We start from the raw sequence: 17,933 nt of genomic DNA, 5'->3' as shown, positions 1-17,933 counted from the left end.
GCGCAATAGCCGTGATCGCAGCCCAATTCGATGGATAATCTTTTTCGGATTCAATCAATAATTGAACCGCTCTATCTCTGATTTCAGGGGTATATTTTACTTTTTTCATCGGGACATTCTCTCAGAAAGTTTGGTCTCCGACAAACCCGGTACGGTTCATAGTCATTGCACAACTTCACTGGAGAGATTCACCAACATATTAATCTCTCCAGTGAAGCATCTTAATGAACATAATACACGTTATGCCGAAATCCGTGAGCTTTGGACGTTTGTATTTTTATTGTGGAAGTTAATTTATAAACGTCCAAACTAATTTCAGTAGCAACAACCTATCGGATCACAAAGAACTTTAGCCAAAAATGAACTGATACCAACCTGACCAAACAAACACTTTAAAAGCCAAGATCAAAGCAACAATTAAAATTTGAATCAGCATAAACAAATAAATTAAATCATCTTTTGTAATCATCTAAATCAGCCCTATTTTGATTCATTTTTAGTCAATCGTAACCCGCATGTTATAAATGGGGATAGAAAAATCAGTCCGGAGACTAGACTCAGGACTATGGAATTGCTTATTTAGGGTACTTTCCCCCGTGTTTTTACGGGTTTTGATGTTTTTTTTGATCAGATTTATTAGACATGAAGATCACCCCAAGCAACTAGTTAAATGGAATGAAATAAGACCTTTGAACATGATTGAATGACAACGAGGACATTCAGCAAGGTCGATCTGGTGAATTGCATTAATTTTCATTTAGCCATCCCCCAACCTGAAACATAGAAAATGACAGTGAAAAAAGCGTAAGAAACAAGACAAATGCAAATAGAAATAAAGATTAACTCAATGATCCTATACATCAGCAATCACCCATTTCTTCTTTTAATTCAGCGTTTGTTTTCTTATAGAGATCTGCATATCGCTGTTCAGTGGGTAGCTAAGATCAAGATTAGAATTTTAAAATAAAGGAGCTGGTTTAATGATTTGATGAATCACTTTGAATACGGCCATCGACCAGATTGATGGTGCGATCACAGGTCGCAGACAGACGTGGATCGTGCGTTACCAGCAGTACAGCACAATCACGTTCGCGATGCACTTTACGGAACAGTTCAAACATTTCTGCAGCCGTCTGGGTATCCAGATTCCCTGTAGGTTCATCAGCTAATAATAGCGCTGGTTCTGTAATCAGTGCCCGGGCAATCGCCACCCGCTGTTGCTGCCCTCCCGAAAGTTCATTCGGTTTACGATCCGCAAACTGTTCAAGACCGACTGCTGCAAGCAGTTCACGCGCTCGCTCCAGTGCCTGTTTGTCCGGCTTGCCATGTGTCAGCATTAACGGCATAAGTACATTGTTTAAGGCAGTAAAAGCCTGAATAAGATGATGAAACTGAAACACGAAACCGATACTGTTGCCGCGTAGCGCAGTACGTCCGGCATCATCCATGCGACTGGTTGGCTGACCCAGCAAATACAGCTCACCGCTGCTAGGTTTATCCAGCAAACCTAAAATATTCAATAAGGTACTTTTACCGGAACCGGATGGACCAATCAGCGCAGCAAAATCATTGCGGGCGATACGCAAATCGATTCCATGTAATACTTCAACTTCATTGGGCTGCCCGATATTATAAGATTTATGCAGCGCTTCTAGGCGCAGTACTTCCTGAGACTGGTCAGACATGACGAATCGCCTCCACAGGGTCCAATGCTGCTGCCCGGCGCGATGGTATCGCAGCAGCCAGTACGCCAGTCAGCGTAGCCAGTAACAAGGCCAGTATTACCAGATTGATCGAAAGAGGAATGTAAAACAGACCCGGGCCAAAGGTGTTGAATATCCACACCAGACCATAACTGACCGCACTGCCTAAAACTGAACCCAGCAGGCCAAATATTGCGCCCTGAAACAGGAAAATTCGTAAAATTTGCAATTGGGTCGCGCCAGTCGCGCGTAAAATACCGATTTCCCGGGTACGCTGCACCACGCTGACCGACATAACGCTGGCAATTCCAAATGCCACGGAAATTGCCACAAAGATAATAATCATATTGGTTGACAGGCTCTGAGCGGTAATTGCATTCATCAGCTGAGCATTGGTTTTAATCCAGCTTTCGGCTTTTAATGAGGTCAAGCGTCCTATCTGTGCAGCAATATTGTCTGCCTCAAAAATATCTGAAATAGTCAGGTCAATCACTGTAACTCCACCAGGTAAACTGAGTAAGGACTGTGCCTGTTTCAAGTCCAGATACACATAGCGCGCATCCAGTTCGCGTACCCCAAGTTCAAAGATCCCGGCCACATTGACCAATGCACTGTTCTCCCGCCCCGTATCCAGCCGTAACTTGCTTCCCACCTGCACACCCAGATCTTTGGCGAGCTGACTGCCAATCATTACATCGTCTGCACCGATGCGCAACTGACCGCTTAACAGATATTCTCTCAGTGGGATAATCTGTTGATAACGTTCAAGATTAATACCCACCAAGGCGACAGATTGAATGGCATCACCCCTTTGCACAAAGGCCGGCCCGGATACCACCGGAGATACGGCGGTCAGTACCGGCAACTGATCTAAAGTCTCAGTAATCTGCTGCCAGTTGTTAATTGAGCGCAGGCGCTGTGCCCGCTTGTCTTCCTGCAATAATTGCACCGTTCCTGCAGCAGGCTGCACAATCTGATTCACCTCATCCGGTGACAGCAAACGGATATGCGCCTGAGTACCCAAAGTACGTTCGACAATATTCGACTGCAATCCTTGAATTAAAGCACTGATAAAAATGATGACAGCCACACCCACTGCAACACCCACAGTAATCATGATGGACTGTGCACGGCCTTCACGCAAAAAACTGATTGCGATTGTCCATTCTGTCCAGAGCCGCCCGAAAAAGTTTTTCAATCGAATTTCACCGGTAATTCATTTTTACTATTTGTATCATCAGCCTGATGATTCCAGGGTGTTTTTTGCTGTTTTAAGCGTACCCTCTCACCCTCTGTTAAGGGTGCTTCGGCATTGGCCAGCACCTGATCACCATCACTCAAACCTGAAACCACTTCTGACATGGCCAGGCCACGTAAACCTAAGCTGACTTGCTGATATTTTATTTTTCCATCACGTACCAATAGCACACTGGCCTTATCGCCTTTGATACTGCTTAAAGCATCGTTTGGAATAGCCAATGCCCGCTCTCGTCTGTTGGTCTCGACATTCACCGACACCGTCATATCCTGACGCAGAAAATCAGGCACCGGATCGACGGCTAAGCGAACCTCTACCGTACCACGCTGCGGATCAATGCTTGGCGCTATAAAATTGATCCGGGCCGGAAAAGCTTGATCCGGATAGGCATCAGAAATGACCATTGCCTTTTGCTGTAAAGCAAGTTGCGGTAAATTTCGCTCATCTAAAGGCACACGAATTTCTGTATTGCCCTTCAATGCGATGCTAAATAAAGTCTGACCCGGTTGGATCAGATCACCCGGTTCCACATCCAGAGTGAGTACCGTACCGGTGACTGTAGAGCGAATTTTAGTTTTGGCCAGTTGAGCCTGGGCTGCAGCAAGTTGCTCACGAAGCTTGGCTTCCTCGACTTGACCAGGTGCCAATGCTGCTGTTTTTAGACGTACTGTTTCAAAATTATTGCGGGCGACTCTTTCCGCTTCCACGGCCTGTTCTATTTCTTCTGCTGAGAGTATGCCAGCTTCTAGATTACGTCTACGTGCTGCTTCCCGACTGGCCTGTTCCAGCTGGGCTTTGGCAGTGGCCAGTTCTGCTACTGCCTGTGGACGCCGGCTGGTTGCGAGTTCGGTCAGAGCCACTTCAGCTTGTCGTACCTGTGCACGCAGTTCATCCGATTTTAAGACGAGCAGTAAATCACCCGGCACCACCTGATCACCTTCCTGCACAAACCGCTCAAGAACGACACCGGTAATTTCGCTGCCCACCTGAGCACGTGATACGGTTGCTACACGGCCAGTCGCTACTACATTTTGCACCAGAGGCCTGTATGTCAGGGTATATCCTGGTAACACAGGTCCCTGCCACCATCGAAATAGAGCATAGCTTGCTGCAAGTATAAGCAGCAGGATGATAATCACAAATTTATAGCGAACAACGCGCAATGAATCTCTCCAGTTCAGCTTAAGAGCTTGGTACATCTAACAGCAAGTACTGTTGCTCTGTAGAATTGTATGCTTCAACTTGTTATTGACAATAAGATTTTTTGAAAAGCCTCATGAAATTAAACCATTACACTATGGTAGCGATCGGCCTGTTGTGAATTGGCTAGGATTCAAATGAGTCATATAAAGATAAACGAAAAATAACCCCGCTTACACCTATTTCCGTATTTTTACTACTTTAAAATTCATAAGCCAGTTTAACTTAAACGGAAGGGTCGCCCAAATTCAAGATATCTCTATTGATCTTTTGATAGACCTTATTGTGGCTATGCACTAATTTTCACTATGCGAAATTCAATAATAGAAAATGAGGATCTGTTGATAATTCGTCTATATTTGCGAGTGCAAGTATTTTTTAGAGGATGTGAGGCAAGAAATACTAAATTTAGTCATTCTAAACGAGTGGTTCACAATGAGGTAATAGCAAAAAAGATCTAGTCCATGGCTGTGCTTTGTTCTGGCTCAGGTTTTGATTCTCAAATGATCACAATATACATATAAAAATAGACCCCTTACTATGTAGTGCATAATAAGAGGTCTTTATTTAGGGGACTATTAGAAGTTATAGATTGCAACTGCATTTAAGCGGTTGTCTTCACCTGTCTTGCTAGCAAAAGTTTCACGTTCACCATAGACATATTCAAGACCAAAACTCAAAGGCTTGGTTGGGCTATAAAAAACATTTGCCCAGGCTTGCCAGAGGTCTTTATTGGCTGTAGCTGCACTTCCTGGAGCATCCAGATAATTTTGATCTTTATCAAAAGTCATATAGCCGTAGCCCAAAGTGCCATGTAATTTGTCACTAAATTTTTGGGTAACACCTAGCATAATAGAATCAAATTCGTTTTGTACAAGACTACCATCTGCTTCTACAACAACACCTTTATTGGCAAATGATACGAAGCTGCTATCGCCTTTAACATGGTAATAATCTGCTTTTAAGGTGGTACCAGGTACGACATCATACTTTGCACCTACACCTACTCCCCATGCCATTTCTTCTTCAGAATTGATACGCTTTTCATGACCCATGGCACGTACGCTGACATTTAAGTTATCTGCAAATTGATGATTTAAACGTGCGGTTAACGCCGGTAAACGCTGAGTGATCACCTTATCAGTGACCAATTTATCTTTAGGATCTTCAGCAGCTAATACCAAATTGGTTTGTGGATTAAATTTGGTGGTATAACGCACTTGTGGTGTACGTTTCACAGCACCACCAACGTATGCATTTGCATCAATAGTTTCTGGCATATAATCCGGTACTGCAAAGTTTGACCAGGTTTGCCCCAACAGCCAGTTACCATAATTTACATAGGCATGACGGATACGCAGATTATCGAAGTTAGCTCCACCCAAAAAGTCGACTTCAATTTTACCTTTGACCTCTTGCTCAGAAGCCTGAGTTTTAAAATCAAGGCCTAAACGCGTTGCAGATAAAGTCGAGCTTAAACGGTCGCTATTTCCGGCAGTACCTTCCAGTGCCACGTTATTGATCTGGTTATATGGCCAATCGATAGGACCGCCATCAACCTTATAAGAGGCATCTAAACGCACATTACCATATAAATTAAACTCGGCGCCTTTGGCAGTTTTTAATACAGGGTTCGCTGGCACAGTTGCTGCAGTACGTTGTATGTTAGCAATTGCTGTTGCAGTTTGTGCATTCTGTACTTTTTGCTGCTCCACCAAACTACGTAAAGCTTGAACTTCCTGTCTAAGCTGTTCAATTTCATTTTGCTGCTGGGTTTGTGCTTGCGCTGCAACACTCATTCCTCCCATGCTTAATGCAATCATGCTTATCATGAGCGTACGCTGCATATTTGGTCGAACCGTTGTTGCTTGTAAATCAGTTGTTTGGGTTAATGTTTTCGCGTTCATCCTAAACTCGCTTGTTATTGTGCCGTCAAATTCTAGCAACAGATCACCATCGCTTACGATGGCGATCTATATCATTGATGATAGTAGATTAATGGAAAGGTAAAGAAATTATTGGGTGACTTTTTGTGCAACAGGACTGCTTTTGACAGCAGATTCTGCAAGGGCTTGGCCTTCTACAGAAGATTTTAGATTAACCATGAAAACAGCCAGCGCAGCGATCACACCCGGAATAGCGATGGCAAAGAAGTTCATTTGGTGTGGCAATTCAAAAGTTAATAAAGTTCCGGTCAGTACTGGTCCTACGATCGCTCCGATACGGCCAATCCCTGAAGCCCAACCCATGCCGGTAGAACGTACAGTCGATGGGTAATATTGTGCGACGAAGGTATATAGCAGAATTTGTGAACCGATAGTCGAGGCACCTGCCAAGGCAATCAGGGCATACAATACAAACTGTGGACTGTTAAAACCAAGCAGAACCAGAGCCGATGCACCGCATATAAACATGATGGTCAATACTTTTTTGATGTGGAACTTGTCTGCCAGGTAGCCACCGCCAATCGCGCCAATCATGCCGCCAATGTTCAGGGCAAACAGGAAGATCATACTTGCGCCCAGTGAATAACCTGCCTGAATCATTAGTTTTGGTAACCAGCTGCCTAAAGCATATACCATCAACAGGCACATGAAGAAAGCCAGCCAGAACATGAAGGTACTAAAGCTACGGCCTTGCTGGAACAATGCTTTGAGTGGCGCTTCATCACCTTTTTTCACCTCATTCAGGACAAATTCAGTTTGAGCTGTAATCTGCTGTTCTGGTGACAATTTTTGGATAATGACGTGGGCCTTTTCTGTTTCTTTTTTAACAGTCAGGTACATCAGCGATTCTAGCAGGAATTTCCAGATAACCGGCAAAAGTAATAATGGAGTACCGGCAAGAAGGAACATGATTTTCCAGCCAAACTGTGGAACCAACCATGCGCCCAATAATGCAGATGACATTCCACCAATCGCATAACCACTAAACATCAGGGCAACCAGCGTGCTGCGGATACGTTTTGGTGCATATTCGGTCATGAGGGCAACCACGTTTGGCATTACGCCACCAATTCCCAAACCGGCTAAGAAGCGAAGAATACCGAACTCAGTAGGGTTACTGGCAAAAGAACCTAAAAAGGTAAAACCACTGAAAAGTGCAACACAGATCATGATTGTTTTTTTACGGCCAATCTTGTCAGAGAGAGTACCAAAGCTCATGGCACCGAACATCATGCCGAATAATGCGGTACTGGCCAGTAAACCCGCCTGTACGGTACTGAGTGCCCATTCCTGCATTAACAATGGTAGAGCCACTCCGTAAATCACCAGGTCATAACCGTCAAAGATAATGATCAACAGACACCAAAGCAACACACCCCAGTGAAATGGCGTAAATTTTGCCTCATCGATCAGCGTATTAATATTCACTTTATTTGTAGACATCTCCACCTCCTAATTGTGAAGTTCAGTTTCTGGTGCTCACAATGCAGAAGATGCGAAAAAATGTCCAAAACTGAATAGGCATGTTTCTATACCTATAAAGTCTGGTTTAGGTCAAAATCCTGTATTTACTATGCTTTAGATATATTAAAGACCATGAGACCCATCACCTTTTTATATAAAAATATTTTATTGAGTCTCATTATTTGGAGAAATTTTCTATATTTAAGGTTTTTAAGGGTGTTTTTTACTGTACCTGATCAGAACACGGTACGATCATATTGCACCGCTTCCAGGTCATAAACCTGATATACCGCATCAAACAGAAACTGGATGTATTCACTTTCATCCATATTCCGAATGGCCATAAAGACTGGACTCACCGCAAAACTGTCTAATATCGGTATAAAGTTTAAATGCGCCAATTTAATGTTTTTGGCACTTTCCGGCACCAGGCAAATTCCCTCTCCAGCGGCAACAAAACCGAGTGCAAGCTGCAGTTCACGTACTTCACGAACATTTTTGGGTTCCAGTCCATACTCGGAAAATATACCACGGACCTGACTGGCAAAATTGGCCTTGCCAGTATTGGGATACAAGAATAACTGGTGATCTACCAGTTCCGACAGGTTCACACCAGAACGCTGTCCTAAAGGATGGCTGGCATGCACTGCCGCCACAAGAGGCTCTTCACGAAGTAGTACACGTTTAATCGCAGGATCAGAAATTCTTAAACGGCCAAAGCCGACATCAATTTTTCCTTCTTTAAGCGCCTGAATCTGCTCATAGGTATTCATTTCCATCATTTCAATCTTGAGATAAGGATGCTGCTGTTTAAAAAGAAACATGATGCGCGATAGCAAACCGAACAATAAAGAACCGACAAAACCAATGGTAATGGTCCGATCGGCAATCCCGATACGTTTCGTCATCGATTTTATTTCTTCAGCATTAGACAAAAGTTTAACCGCATGCTGATAAAAAAATTGTCCTGCTTCCGTAGTCTTAAGTGGACGACTACCCCGCTCAAACAGCTGAATATCTAGCTCTTGCTCTAAATTTTGGATCTGTCGGCTTAAAGGAGGTTGAGCAATAAAGAGTTTTTCAGCCGCTTTGGTAAAACTTTGCTCTTCAACCACTGCAACGAAGTAGCGTAAATGTCTAAGTTCCATAGTTAAAAATACCTTTAAAGTATAAAAAAATGCAAAATTGATCTTCGACCAATTAAAACTATTCCTTTAAGGTATATCACAAGACAGGCATAAAGCAAGATCGAGAATTTTAAAGATGTATAAGTCTATAGAAACGTTGCTGGTGGAAATTCCAACCATCCGTCCCCACAAGATGGCTGTCGCAACCATGCAAACCCAGACACTGGTGTTGGTTAAAATTACCACAGAAGATGGTTATGTAGGCTGGGGCGAAGCAACCACTATTGGTGGATTAGGCTATGGTGAAGAAAGCCCGGAAAGTGTCAAAGTTAATATTGATACTTATTTCGCACCGCTTTTAAAAACATTATCCGGTTTAAATGTTGCACAAACATTACAGGTAATCAAAAAAAATATTAATGGCAACCGCTTTGCCAAATGTGCCATTCAGACTGCCCTGCTGGATATTAAGGCACAACGTCTCAACCTGCCACTCAGTGAAGTATTAGGTGGACGTTTACGAAACAGTATTCCGGTACTTTGGGTATTGGCTTCAGGTAATACCGAGAAAGATATTGCTGAAGCGCAGAAAATGATTGAGGCAAAACGCCACAATGTGTTCAAACTGAAAATTGGTTCACGCCCGGTTGAAGAAGATGTTGAACATGTACTGGCGATCAAGAAAGCCTTGGGCAAAGACATCTCGATTCGTGTCGATGTAAACCGTGCCTGGTCTGAGCTTGAAGCGATCAAGGGTATTCAGTTGTTACAAGATGGTGGTGTTGATCTGATTGAACAGCCATGTGCAATTGACAATCTGGATGCAATGCGACGCCTGACTCGCCGTTTTGATGTGGCCATCATGGCGGATGAATCCTTGATGGGTCCTCACTCAGCTTATCAAATTGCACGTAACAATGGTGCATCAGTTTTTGCAGTAAAAGTGGCCCAATCAGGCGGTTTGGTTGAAGGCTGTGAGGTTGGAAAAGTCGCTAAACTGGCAGGTATCGACCTGTACGGCGGCACCATGCTGGAAGGCCCGGTGGGTACGATTGCCTCTGCTCATGTCTTCTCTACCTTTGAAAATCTGGCGTATGGAACCGAACTGTTTGGTCCATTGCTGCTTACCGAAAATATTTTGAAAACCCCGCTCAACTATCAGAACTTTGAACTTGAGATTCCGAACGGTCCAGGTCTGGGTATTGAGCTGGATGAAAACAAGATTGACAACTTGCGTCGTCAGTAATCAGGAGAAACCCATGCTTTTCCATGTACGTATGGATGTAAATATTCCACGTGATATGCCCGTTGAACAGGCCAATGAAATTAAAGCCGTTGAAAAGGTTTATTCACAGGAATTGCAGCGTCAAGGCAAATGGCGTCATATCTGGCGCATTACTGGCCAATACTCAAACATCAGTATTTTTGATGTCGAGAGCAATGAAGAACTGCATGACATTTTACAGGGTCTTCCACTCTACCCTTACATGAACATTGAAGTGATGGCATTAAACCGTCACCCCTCATCTGTTCGTGAAGATGACACCTGATTTAACCCTGAAAACTGGAATAAACCTTTGTTCCAGTTTCACAAAAAAACATATTTAACATACCAAGTAGCAAACAAGGAAAGTGGCAGCCATCTATCTCTTTAAGCAGAGATATTCGCCACCAAAGCACCCCTCCAAGGAGTAATAAAATGGATCGTCAAACCATTGAAAATGTAGTTAAAGCTTGTAACGTAGACACTTCTGAAGGTCCAGTAGATGCCCGTTTACAACAAGTTGTTGTTCGTCTGGTTACAGACTTTTACCAAGCCATTGAAGATCTTGATCTGAGCCAATCTGAAGTTTGGAAAGGTGTAGAAGCGCTGATCGACATGGCAAAAGCTGATGAGTTTGCACTGTTAGGTTCAGCAATCGGCCTGGAACACTTCCTGGACTTGCGTGCTGATGAAGCTGATGCAAAAGCAGGTTTAACGGGTGGTACACCACGTACAATCGAAGGCCCTCTATATGTTGCTGGTGCACCTGAATCAACAGGTTTCGCTCGCATGGACGATGGTACTGAAGAAGGTAAAATCCCGACACTTATCATCGAAGGTAAAGTAACTGACACTGATGGTGAAGTTCTTTCTGGTGCTAAAGTAGAAATGTGGCATGCCAACAGCAACGGTAACTACTCTTACTTCGACAAATCTCAGTCGCACTTCAACCTTCGTCGTACCATCCTGAGTGATGAAAACGGTAACTACACTGCGCAAACCACTATGCCTGTAGGTTACGGTTTGAACCCTGAAGGTCCGTTACAACACATGTTGAACAAGCTTTCTCGTCACGGTCAGCGTCCTGCACACGTGCATTACTTTATCTCTGCACCAGGTCACCGCAAGTTGACAACTCAGTTCAACATCGAAGGCGACAAATACCTTTGGGATGACTTCGCATTCGGTACTCGCGAAGGTCTGGTAGCAACTGCGGTTGACGTTACTGACGAAGCTGAAATTGCGCGTCGCGGCTTGAAAGGTCCTTTCAAACATATCCAGTTCGACGTTGTACTTCAAAAAGACAAAGAAGGTGCACCTTCTACTGAAGTTGAACGTCGTCGCGCAAGCGCTTAATTAGCAAACAAGGAACTGCAACGCTTCATTCCCCAAAGAAGGGCAATGAAGCGCTGTGGTGACTTCCCTAAAATTTGGAAAGTCGGAGAACGGACATGCCACGTATTCCTGTAATCAATACCAACCATCTAGATCGTATCGATGAATTACTTGTTGAAAATTATGAAACAGGTGAATTCAAACTCCATCGTTCAGTATTTACTGATGAAGCCTTATTTGACTTAGAGATGAAATATATCTTTGAAGGCAATTGGGTTTACTTGGCACATGAAAGCCAAATTCCGAATATCAACGATTACTACACCACGAACATTGGCCGTCAGCCAATCATCATTGCGCGTAACCGTAATGGCGAACTGAATGCCATGATCAATGCCTGTTCACACCGTGGTGCAGAGCTTTGCCGTTACAAACGCGGTAACAAAGCAACTTATACCTGCCCTTTCCACGGCTGGACATTCAACAACTCTGGTAAGTTGTTAAAAGTTAAAGATCCTTCTGATGCCGGTTATTCTGACTGCTTCAACAAAGAAGGTTCACACGACCTGAAAAAAGTTGCACGTTTTGAAAACTACAAAGGCTTCCTGTTCGGTAGCTTGAATCCAGACGTTCCTTCTCTTGAAGAATATCTTGGTGAAGCAACTAAAATCATCGACATGATCGTTGGTCAGTCTGAAGAAGGTCTTGAAGTTCTGCGTGGTGCGTCTACCTATACCTACGAAGGTAACTGGAAACTGACTGCTGAAAACGGTGCTGATGGTTATCACGTTTCTGCAGTTCACTGGAACTATGCTGCGACAACTCAGCAACGCAAAGAAAAACAAGGCGGCGACAACATCCGTGCGATGAGTGCTGGTTCTTGGGGTAAACAAGGCGGTGGTTCTTACGGTTTCGAAAATGGCCACATGCTCCTTTGGACGCAATGGGCAAACCCGGAAGACCGTCCAAACTTCCCGAAAAAAGACGAATACACCGAGAAATACGGTGCAGCCATGGCGAAATGGATGATCGAGCGTTCTCGTAACCTGTGTATCTATCCAAACGTTTACTTCATGGATCAGTTCGGTTCACAAATCCGTGTACTGCGCCCGATCTCTGTCGATAAGACTGAAGTAACCATCTACTGTATCGCGCCTAAAGGTGAAGCACCTGAAGCACGTGCACGTCGTATCCGTCAATACGAAGACTTCTTCAACGCGTCTGGTATGGCAACTCCGGATGACCTGGAAGAATTCCGCGCATGTCAAGCAGGCTACCAGGGTATCGCGCTTGAATGGAATGATATGAGCCGCGGTTCTAAACACTGGATCCAAGGTCCAGATGAGGCTGCCAATGAAATCGGTTTAAAACCAAAACTTTCTGGCGTTAAAACTGAAGACGAAGGTCTATACCTGGCTCAACACGAGTTCTGGTTGAAACTGATGAAAAAAGCAATTGCTGCTGAAAAAGAGATTGCTGCTGCAGGAGAACAAGCATGAGCGCGATTACTTTAGAAAATATTGCTCAATTCCTTTACCGCGAAGCGCGCTTCCTGGACGACGAGCAATGGGATAACTGGTTAGCGTGCTACGCTCCGAATGCACAGTTCTGGATGCCAGCCTGGGATGACAATGACACCTTGACCGAAGATCCTCAGTCTGAAATCTCCCTGATTTTCTATCCGGACCGTCAAGGTTTGGAAGACCGTGTATTCCGTATCAAGACTGAACGTTCTTCAGCAACCATGCCGGATACCCGTACCAGCCACAACATCAGCAACATTGAAATTGTGGAACAAAACGGTGACCAGGTGACTGTACGTTTTAACTGGAATACTTTGAGTTTCCGTTACAAGAAAAACTACAGCTACTTCGGTATGTCGCGTTATGTGATCGATTTCTCTGGCGAACAGCCAAAAATCCTGAACAAGTACGTGGTACTGAAAAACGACTATATCAACCAAGTTATTGATGTTTACCACATCTAAGCTGATTAGATTTAAAAACCGGCCTTGGCCCAATGGAATGTTGGCCCGGGCCACCTGATGTTTTAACTCATTTGTAGGATACTTGCCATGTCAAACCATAATGTTGCACTTCAATTTGAAGATGGCGTAACGCGTTTTATTACTGTTGTTGACGGTGAAACTCTTTCTGACGCAGCATATCGCCAAAAGATCAATATTCCGCTAGATTGCCGTGATGGTGCATGTGGTACGTGTCGTGCATTTTGTGAATCAGGCACTTATGATATGCCGGAAGAAACTTATATCGAAGATGCTTTAACACCTGAAGAAGCGGCTGAAGGCTATGTACTGGCTTGCCAGTGCCACCCGACGTCTGATGCTGTATTCCAGATTCAGGCAACTTCTGATGTTTGTAAAACTCAAATTCATACTTATCAAGGTACTCTAACTTCTGTTGAGAACCTCTCTGAATCAACGATTACTTTTGAAATCGAACTTGACGCTGCTGAGCCAGAAATTAATTTCCTGGCAGGCCAATATGTCAATGTCGGTATTCCTGGTACATCTGAAACCCGCTCTTACTCTTTCAGCTCTAAACCGGGTGACCGTAAAACCGGTTTCGTTGTTCGTAATGTCCCGAATGGCAAAATGAGCAGCTTCCTGAGCCAAACGGCTAAAGTGGGCGACAAGATGAATTTTACCGGTCCTTTCGGTAGCTTCTATTTACGTAATGTTGCACGCCCTGTCGTGATGCTGGCAGGTGGTACAGGTATTGCCCCTTTCTTGTCCATGTTATCCGTTCTTGAAGAAAAAGGGTCAGAACAGCCTGTACGTCTGGTATTTGGTGTAACCAACGACTTTGACCTGGTTGCATTAGAGCGCCTTAACGAACTTCAAGCGAAATTACCATGGTTCGAATACCGTACCGTTGTGGCAAACCCGGAATCTGCACATGAGCGTAAAGGTTATGTCACAGGCCATATTGATAATGAATGGTTAAACGGTGGTGACGTAGACATCTACTTATGTGGTCCAGTCCTTATGGTCGAAGCGGTTCGTGGCTGGTTAGAAGCTGAAGGTGTTAAACCAGCAAACTTCCTGTTCGAAAAATTCTCTGCAAACTAAGTTGGAGAATCAAATGAATTGCGCAAAAAGATTTGAAAATAAAGTTGTTATCGTAACCGGTGCCGCACAAGGCATCGGTCGCGGTGTAGCGCTACAAGTGGCCAGCGAAGGTGCTCAAGTTGTTCTAGCAGATATATCTGATTATGTAGAAGAAACATTAGCAGAAATTGAAGCACAAGATGGTGATGCAATTATCGTCAAAGCCAACCTGGAAACCTTTGCAGGTGCAGAATCTGTGGTTGCCCAAGCAATTGAGACCTATGGTCGTGTTGATGTGCTCATCAACAACGTCGGTGGTGCGATCTGGATGAAACCCTTTGAAGAATTTTCTGAAGAAGAAATTATCAAGGAAGTGAATCGTTCATTATTCCCAACCATGTGGTGCTGTCGTGCAGTACTACATGAAATGATTAAAAATCAACAAGGTACAATTGTCAACGTATCTTCAATTGCAACACGCGGTATTAACCGTGTGCCTTATTCGGCTTCAAAAGGGGGTGTGAATGGTTTAACCGCTTCCCTCGCCTTTGAACATGCCAAAGACGGAATTCGTGTCAATGCTGTTGCGACAGGTGGAACAGAAGCCCCGCCACGCAAGGTACCGCGTAATGCCAACCCACTGACTGAATCTGAAAAAGACTGGATGCAGCAAGTGGTTGATCAAACCATTGACCGTACCTTTCTGGGACGCTATGGCACGATTCAGGAACAAGTCAATGCCATCACTTTCCTGGCATCTGACGAATCGTCTTATATGACAGGAACAGTGGTTCCCGTTGGTGGTGGTGATCAGGGCTAACCCTGATCATAGGCGTGGTACAGGATCATTGATTTATCAGCATGGAGGCAGTAGCAATGACGACCCTGTTTAAAAGCTTAAAAGATGACTGGTCTGTGTCAGCAACGGTTGCAGGATTTCTAGCCGTGCTGATTTCCTATTCCGGGCCATTAATCATCTTTTTCCAGGCAGCACAAAAAGCCAATGTTGACCCCAGCATGATGATTTCATGGATCTGGGGAATCTCTATTGGTGCAGCAGTTGCTGGGATTTTTTTATCAATCAGGTACAAAGTCCCGGTCATCACGGCCTGGTCAGCGCCAGGCACAGCACTGCTGGTCACGCTATTCCCCAATATTTCTTTAAATGAAGCGGTCGCTGCTTATATCACAGCCGCTTTGGTGATTCTTTTTATTGGTTTGACAGGCTATTTCGACAAGCTGCTGAAGTGGATTCCCCAATCCATTGCAGCGGGCATGATGGCCGGGATTTTATTTCAATTTGGCTTGGGACTGTTCACCGCTACAAACAGCATGCCCCTGATCGTGTTTGGCATGCTACTGGTTTTTTTAGTATCCAAGCGCGTAAGTCCACGCTACAGCATGGTTTGGGTACTGCTTGCAGGGGTTTTACTCAGTTTAATCCTCGGCAAAATGAATCCAGTCACTGTTGATTTCAGCCTTGCCATTCCGCAGTGGATTAGCCCTGAATGGTCAATCAATGGCATGCTGAATCTGGCGATTCCCCTAATCTTGGTCAGTCTTAGCGGGCAGTTTTTGCCCGGCATGGCGATTATGAAACTCAGTGGGTATGACACACCTGCAAAACCGATTATCACCACCACCAGTATTGCATCGCTTGCTGTGGCTTGTGTGGGTGGCATCACCATTGTTTTGGCATCCATTACAGCTGCCTTGTGTATGGGTAAGGATGCACATGAACTTAAAGATAAGCGGTATATCGCAGGAATCGCCAATGGTGTGTTTTATATTTTAGGCGGTTTATTTGCAGGCAGCATTGTCATGCTGTTCAGCCTGCTGCCGAAAGAACTGGTGGCAGCACTTGCAGGCCTTGCCCTATTGGGTGCCATTGCCACCAATGTTTCAGTGGCCATGAAAGATGAAAGCGAACGTGATGCAGCCTTAATCACTTTTTTAGCTACGGCATCCGGTATGCATTTCCTCGGATTGAGTTCGGTGTTTTGGGGCATTTGTATCGGTCTCGTCGCCCATCTTTTATTAAGCAAACCCAAAACAGGTCCGACAGTGTCAAACACTGTTTCCCTCTCCCAAACTGAAACTAAATAATTTTAGCGTTAGGAACGATTATGATCGATAAAAGCGTGGCTTCATTAACGGAAGTCCTCTCTCAAATTAAAGATGGTTCGACCATCATGATTGGCGGTTTTGGTACAGCGGGTCAGCCGGCAGAGCTGATTGATGGCCTGATTGAGCTTGGCATCAAGGATCTGGTTATTGTAAATAACAACGCTGGTAATGGCGACTACGGTCTGGCCAAACTTTTAAAGACGGGTGCTGTGCGCAAGATCATCTGTTCTTTCCCGCGTCAGTCTGACTCTTGGGTGTTTGATGAACTTTACCGTGCCGGAAAAATCGAACTGGAACTGGTTCCTCAAGGTAACCTGGCTTGCCGTATTCAGGCTGCTGGTATGGGCTTGGGTCCAATCTACACGCCTACAGGTTTCGGAACATTGCTGGCTGAAGGCAAACCGACCCTGAACTATGAAGGCAAAGACTTCGTTTTAGAAAACCCGATCAAGGCGGATTTTGCCTTAATCAAGGCGCATAAAGGCGACCGTTGGGGCAACCTGGTGTACCGTAAATCTGCGCGTAACTTCGGTCCGATCATGGCCATGGCTGCTGATGTGACTATTGCTCAGGTTGCTGAAGTGGTTGAACTGGGTGCACTGGATCCTGAACACATCATCACCCCGGGAATTTTTGTTCAACACGTTGTTCAAGTTAAACCTGCACAATAATCGGTATCGGAGAGAAACCATGAGCTATAGCAAACTGACCCGTGACCAGATCGCTGAACGTGTGGCACAAGATATTCCTGATGGCGCCTATGTCAACCTCGGCATTGGCTTACCCACCAAAATTTCCAGCTACCTGCCTTCAGACAAAGACGTATTCTTGCACTCTGAAAATGGCCTGTTGGCTTTCGGTCCTCCTCCTGCTGAAGAAGACCGTGATCCTGAGCTGATCAATGCCGGTAAAGAATTTGTGACCTTACTTGAAGGTGGTGCCTTCTTCCACCACGGTGATTCATTCGCCATGATGCGTGGTGGTCACCTGGACATCGCGGTATTGGGTGCTTTCCAGGTCGCTGAAAATGGGGACTTGGCCAACTGGCATACCGGTGCACCGGATGCGATTCCTGCGGTGGGCGGGGCAATGGACTTAGCCGTTGGTGCGAAAAAAGTCTTTATTACCACCGAGCATGTGACTAAAAAAGGCGAGCCAAAAATTGTCGCTGAGTTGGCTTACCCTGCGACTGGCCTGAAATGTGTTGACCGAATATATACCGACCTGTGTGTGATTGATGTCACTCCTGAAGGCATGAAAGTGATTGAGAAAGTTGAAGGTCTGTCATTTGAAGAATTACAGTCGATGACCGGTGCCAAACTGATTGATGCAACTCAATCAAATTAAGGGGAAGTCCCTCCTTTATTAAAGGAGGGATTTAGGGAGGATTTGAGGAATAAAACTACTTCATTAAATCCCTCCCTTGCGAAGCAATGCTT

16 protein-coding genes and 1 pseudogene are annotated in these 17,933 nt (G+C 44.7%); 10 read left to right on the top strand and 7 right to left on the bottom strand.

Features of this window, described 5'->3' with window-relative positions:
* The 7 genes and pseudogenes from FTT83_RS06055 to FTT83_RS06025 all read right to left on the bottom strand — a co-directional run.
* Positions 1–109, bottom strand: a pseudogene (locus tag FTT83_RS06055) (adenylosuccinate lyase); the annotation flags it as partial.
* Between the two features lie 868 nt (positions 110–977).
* Entirely contained in the window at positions 978–1,685 is a 708-nt protein-coding gene (locus FTT83_RS06050) for an ABC transporter ATP-binding protein (protein WP_180042553.1), read from the bottom strand.
* On the bottom strand, positions 1,678–2,901 hold the full coding sequence (locus tag FTT83_RS06045) for an ABC transporter permease (RefSeq protein WP_180042554.1): 1,224 nt from the start codon (positions 2,899–2,901) through the stop codon (positions 1,678–1,680). The genes FTT83_RS06050 and FTT83_RS06045 overlap by 8 nt, the downstream gene beginning before the upstream one ends.
* A complete protein-coding gene (locus tag FTT83_RS06040; RefSeq protein ID WP_180042555.1) occupies positions 2,898–4,124 on the bottom strand; it encodes an efflux RND transporter periplasmic adaptor subunit in 1,227 nt (408 codons plus the stop codon). Before FTT83_RS06040 ends, FTT83_RS06045 begins: the two co-directional genes overlap by 4 nt.
* A 615-nt stretch (positions 4,125–4,739) precedes the next feature.
* Positions 4,740–6,008 carry a DcaP family trimeric outer membrane transporter gene (locus FTT83_RS06035; RefSeq protein WP_180042602.1) on the bottom strand — a complete coding sequence of 423 codons (1,269 nt, stop codon included), beginning with the start codon at positions 6,006–6,008 and terminating at the stop codon, positions 4,740–4,742.
* Between the two features lie 168 nt (positions 6,009–6,176).
* On the bottom strand, positions 6,177–7,550 hold the full coding sequence (locus tag FTT83_RS06030; protein ID WP_180176422.1) for an aromatic acid/H+ symport family MFS transporter: 1,374 nt from the start codon (positions 7,548–7,550) through the stop codon (positions 6,177–6,179).
* A 257-nt stretch (positions 7,551–7,807) separates the two neighbouring features.
* Positions 7,808–8,719 carry a LysR family transcriptional regulator gene (locus tag FTT83_RS06025; RefSeq protein ID WP_180176421.1) on the bottom strand — a complete coding sequence of 304 codons (912 nt, stop codon included), beginning with the start codon at positions 8,717–8,719 and terminating at the stop codon, positions 7,808–7,810.
* Positions 8,720–8,834: 115 nt separating this feature from the next.
* Between FTT83_RS06025 and FTT83_RS06020 the strand changes: the two genes are divergently transcribed.
* The 10 genes from FTT83_RS06020 (at position 8,835) to FTT83_RS05975 (ending at position 17,841) form a co-directional block, all read left to right on the top strand.
* Positions 8,835–9,944, top strand: coding sequence for a muconate/chloromuconate family cycloisomerase (locus FTT83_RS06020; RefSeq protein ID WP_086196938.1), 1,110 nt, complete (start codon positions 8,835–8,837; stop codon positions 9,942–9,944).
* Between the two features lie 13 nt (positions 9,945–9,957).
* Positions 9,958–10,248: a muconolactone Delta-isomerase gene (gene catC / locus FTT83_RS06015; RefSeq protein ID WP_180081033.1), complete on the top strand. Its 291-nt coding sequence runs from the start codon at positions 9,958–9,960 to the stop codon at positions 10,246–10,248.
* A gap of 149 nt (positions 10,249–10,397) precedes the next feature.
* Positions 10,398–11,318: a catechol 1,2-dioxygenase gene (gene catA / locus FTT83_RS06010; protein WP_180042558.1), complete on the top strand. Its 921-nt coding sequence runs from the start codon at positions 10,398–10,400 to the stop codon at positions 11,316–11,318.
* A gap of 95 nt (positions 11,319–11,413) precedes the next feature.
* Positions 11,414–12,796 (top strand): benzoate 1,2-dioxygenase large subunit, encoded by a 1,383-nt coding sequence (benA, locus tag FTT83_RS06005; RefSeq protein ID WP_180176420.1) that lies wholly within the window; start codon positions 11,414–11,416, stop codon positions 12,794–12,796.
* Positions 12,793–13,284 carry a benzoate 1,2-dioxygenase small subunit gene (benB, locus tag FTT83_RS06000; protein WP_180042559.1) on the top strand — a complete coding sequence of 164 codons (492 nt, stop codon included), beginning with the start codon at positions 12,793–12,795 and terminating at the stop codon, positions 13,282–13,284. Before benA ends, benB begins: the two co-directional genes overlap by 4 nt.
* Before the next feature lie 87 nt (positions 13,285–13,371).
* The gene (gene benC, locus FTT83_RS05995) at positions 13,372–14,388 is read left to right on the top strand and encodes a benzoate 1,2-dioxygenase electron transfer component BenC (protein ID WP_086196943.1); all 1,017 of its coding nucleotides are present in this window, start codon (positions 13,372–13,374) and stop codon (positions 14,386–14,388) included.
* Positions 14,389–14,401: 13 nt separating this feature from the next.
* Positions 14,402–15,187, top strand: coding sequence for a benzoate diol dehydrogenase BenD (benD, locus tag FTT83_RS05990; RefSeq protein ID WP_180176419.1), 786 nt, complete (start codon positions 14,402–14,404; stop codon positions 15,185–15,187).
* 56 nt (positions 15,188–15,243) lie between these two features.
* Complete coding sequence (gene benE, locus FTT83_RS05985; RefSeq protein ID WP_180176423.1) at positions 15,244–16,473, top strand: benzoate/H(+) symporter BenE; 1,230 nt, start codon at positions 15,244–15,246, stop codon at positions 16,471–16,473.
* Between the two features lie 20 nt (positions 16,474–16,493).
* Complete coding sequence (locus FTT83_RS05980) at positions 16,494–17,165, top strand: 3-oxoacid CoA-transferase subunit A (RefSeq protein ID WP_180176418.1); 672 nt, start codon at positions 16,494–16,496, stop codon at positions 17,163–17,165.
* 19 nt (positions 17,166–17,184) lie between these two features.
* Entirely contained in the window at positions 17,185–17,841 is a 657-nt protein-coding gene (locus FTT83_RS05975) for a 3-oxoacid CoA-transferase subunit B (protein ID WP_180081025.1), read from the top strand.
* The last annotated feature ends 92 nt before the right edge of the window (positions 17,842–17,933 follow it).

It is taken from the genome of Acinetobacter sp. YH01018 (genome assembly GCF_013420295.1).
Taxonomy (GTDB): Bacteria; Pseudomonadota; Gammaproteobacteria; order Pseudomonadales; family Moraxellaceae; genus Acinetobacter.
This window is presented reverse-complemented; position numbering and strand designations above follow the sequence as displayed.

Bases quoted from the DNA above. Each gene is read 5' to 3' on its own strand.
- FTT83_RS06050 (WP_180042553.1), bottom strand. From the start codon at position 1,685: ATGTCTGACCAGTCTCAGGAAGTACTGCGCCTAGAAGCGCTGCATAAA.
- FTT83_RS06035 (WP_180042602.1), bottom strand. From the start codon at position 6,008: ATGCAGCGTACGCTCATGATAAGCATGATTGCATTAAGCATGGGAGGA.
- FTT83_RS06030 (WP_180176422.1), bottom strand. From the start codon at position 7,550: ATGTCTACAAATAAAGTGAATATTAATACGCTGATCGATGAGGCAAAA.
- FTT83_RS06025 (WP_180176421.1), bottom strand. From the start codon at position 8,719: ATGGAACTTAGACATTTACGCTACTTCGTTGCAGTGGTTGAAGAGCAA.
- FTT83_RS06020 (WP_086196938.1), top strand. From the start codon at position 8,835: ATGTATAAGTCTATAGAAACGTTGCTGGTGGAAATTCCAACCATCCGT.
- catC (WP_180081033.1), top strand. From the start codon at position 9,958: ATGCTTTTCCATGTACGTATGGATGTAAATATTCCACGTGATATGCCC.
- catA (WP_180042558.1), top strand. From the start codon at position 10,398: ATGGATCGTCAAACCATTGAAAATGTAGTTAAAGCTTGTAACGTAGAC.
- benA (WP_180176420.1), top strand. From the start codon at position 11,414: ATGCCACGTATTCCTGTAATCAATACCAACCATCTAGATCGTATCGAT.
- benB (WP_180042559.1), top strand. From the start codon at position 12,793: ATGAGCGCGATTACTTTAGAAAATATTGCTCAATTCCTTTACCGCGAA.
- benC (WP_086196943.1), top strand. From the start codon at position 13,372: ATGTCAAACCATAATGTTGCACTTCAATTTGAAGATGGCGTAACGCGT.
- benD (WP_180176419.1), top strand. From the start codon at position 14,402: ATGAATTGCGCAAAAAGATTTGAAAATAAAGTTGTTATCGTAACCGGT.
- benE (WP_180176423.1), top strand. From the start codon at position 15,244: ATGACGACCCTGTTTAAAAGCTTAAAAGATGACTGGTCTGTGTCAGCA.
- FTT83_RS05980 (WP_180176418.1), top strand. From the start codon at position 16,494: ATGATCGATAAAAGCGTGGCTTCATTAACGGAAGTCCTCTCTCAAATT.
- FTT83_RS05975 (WP_180081025.1), top strand. From the start codon at position 17,185: ATGAGCTATAGCAAACTGACCCGTGACCAGATCGCTGAACGTGTGGCA.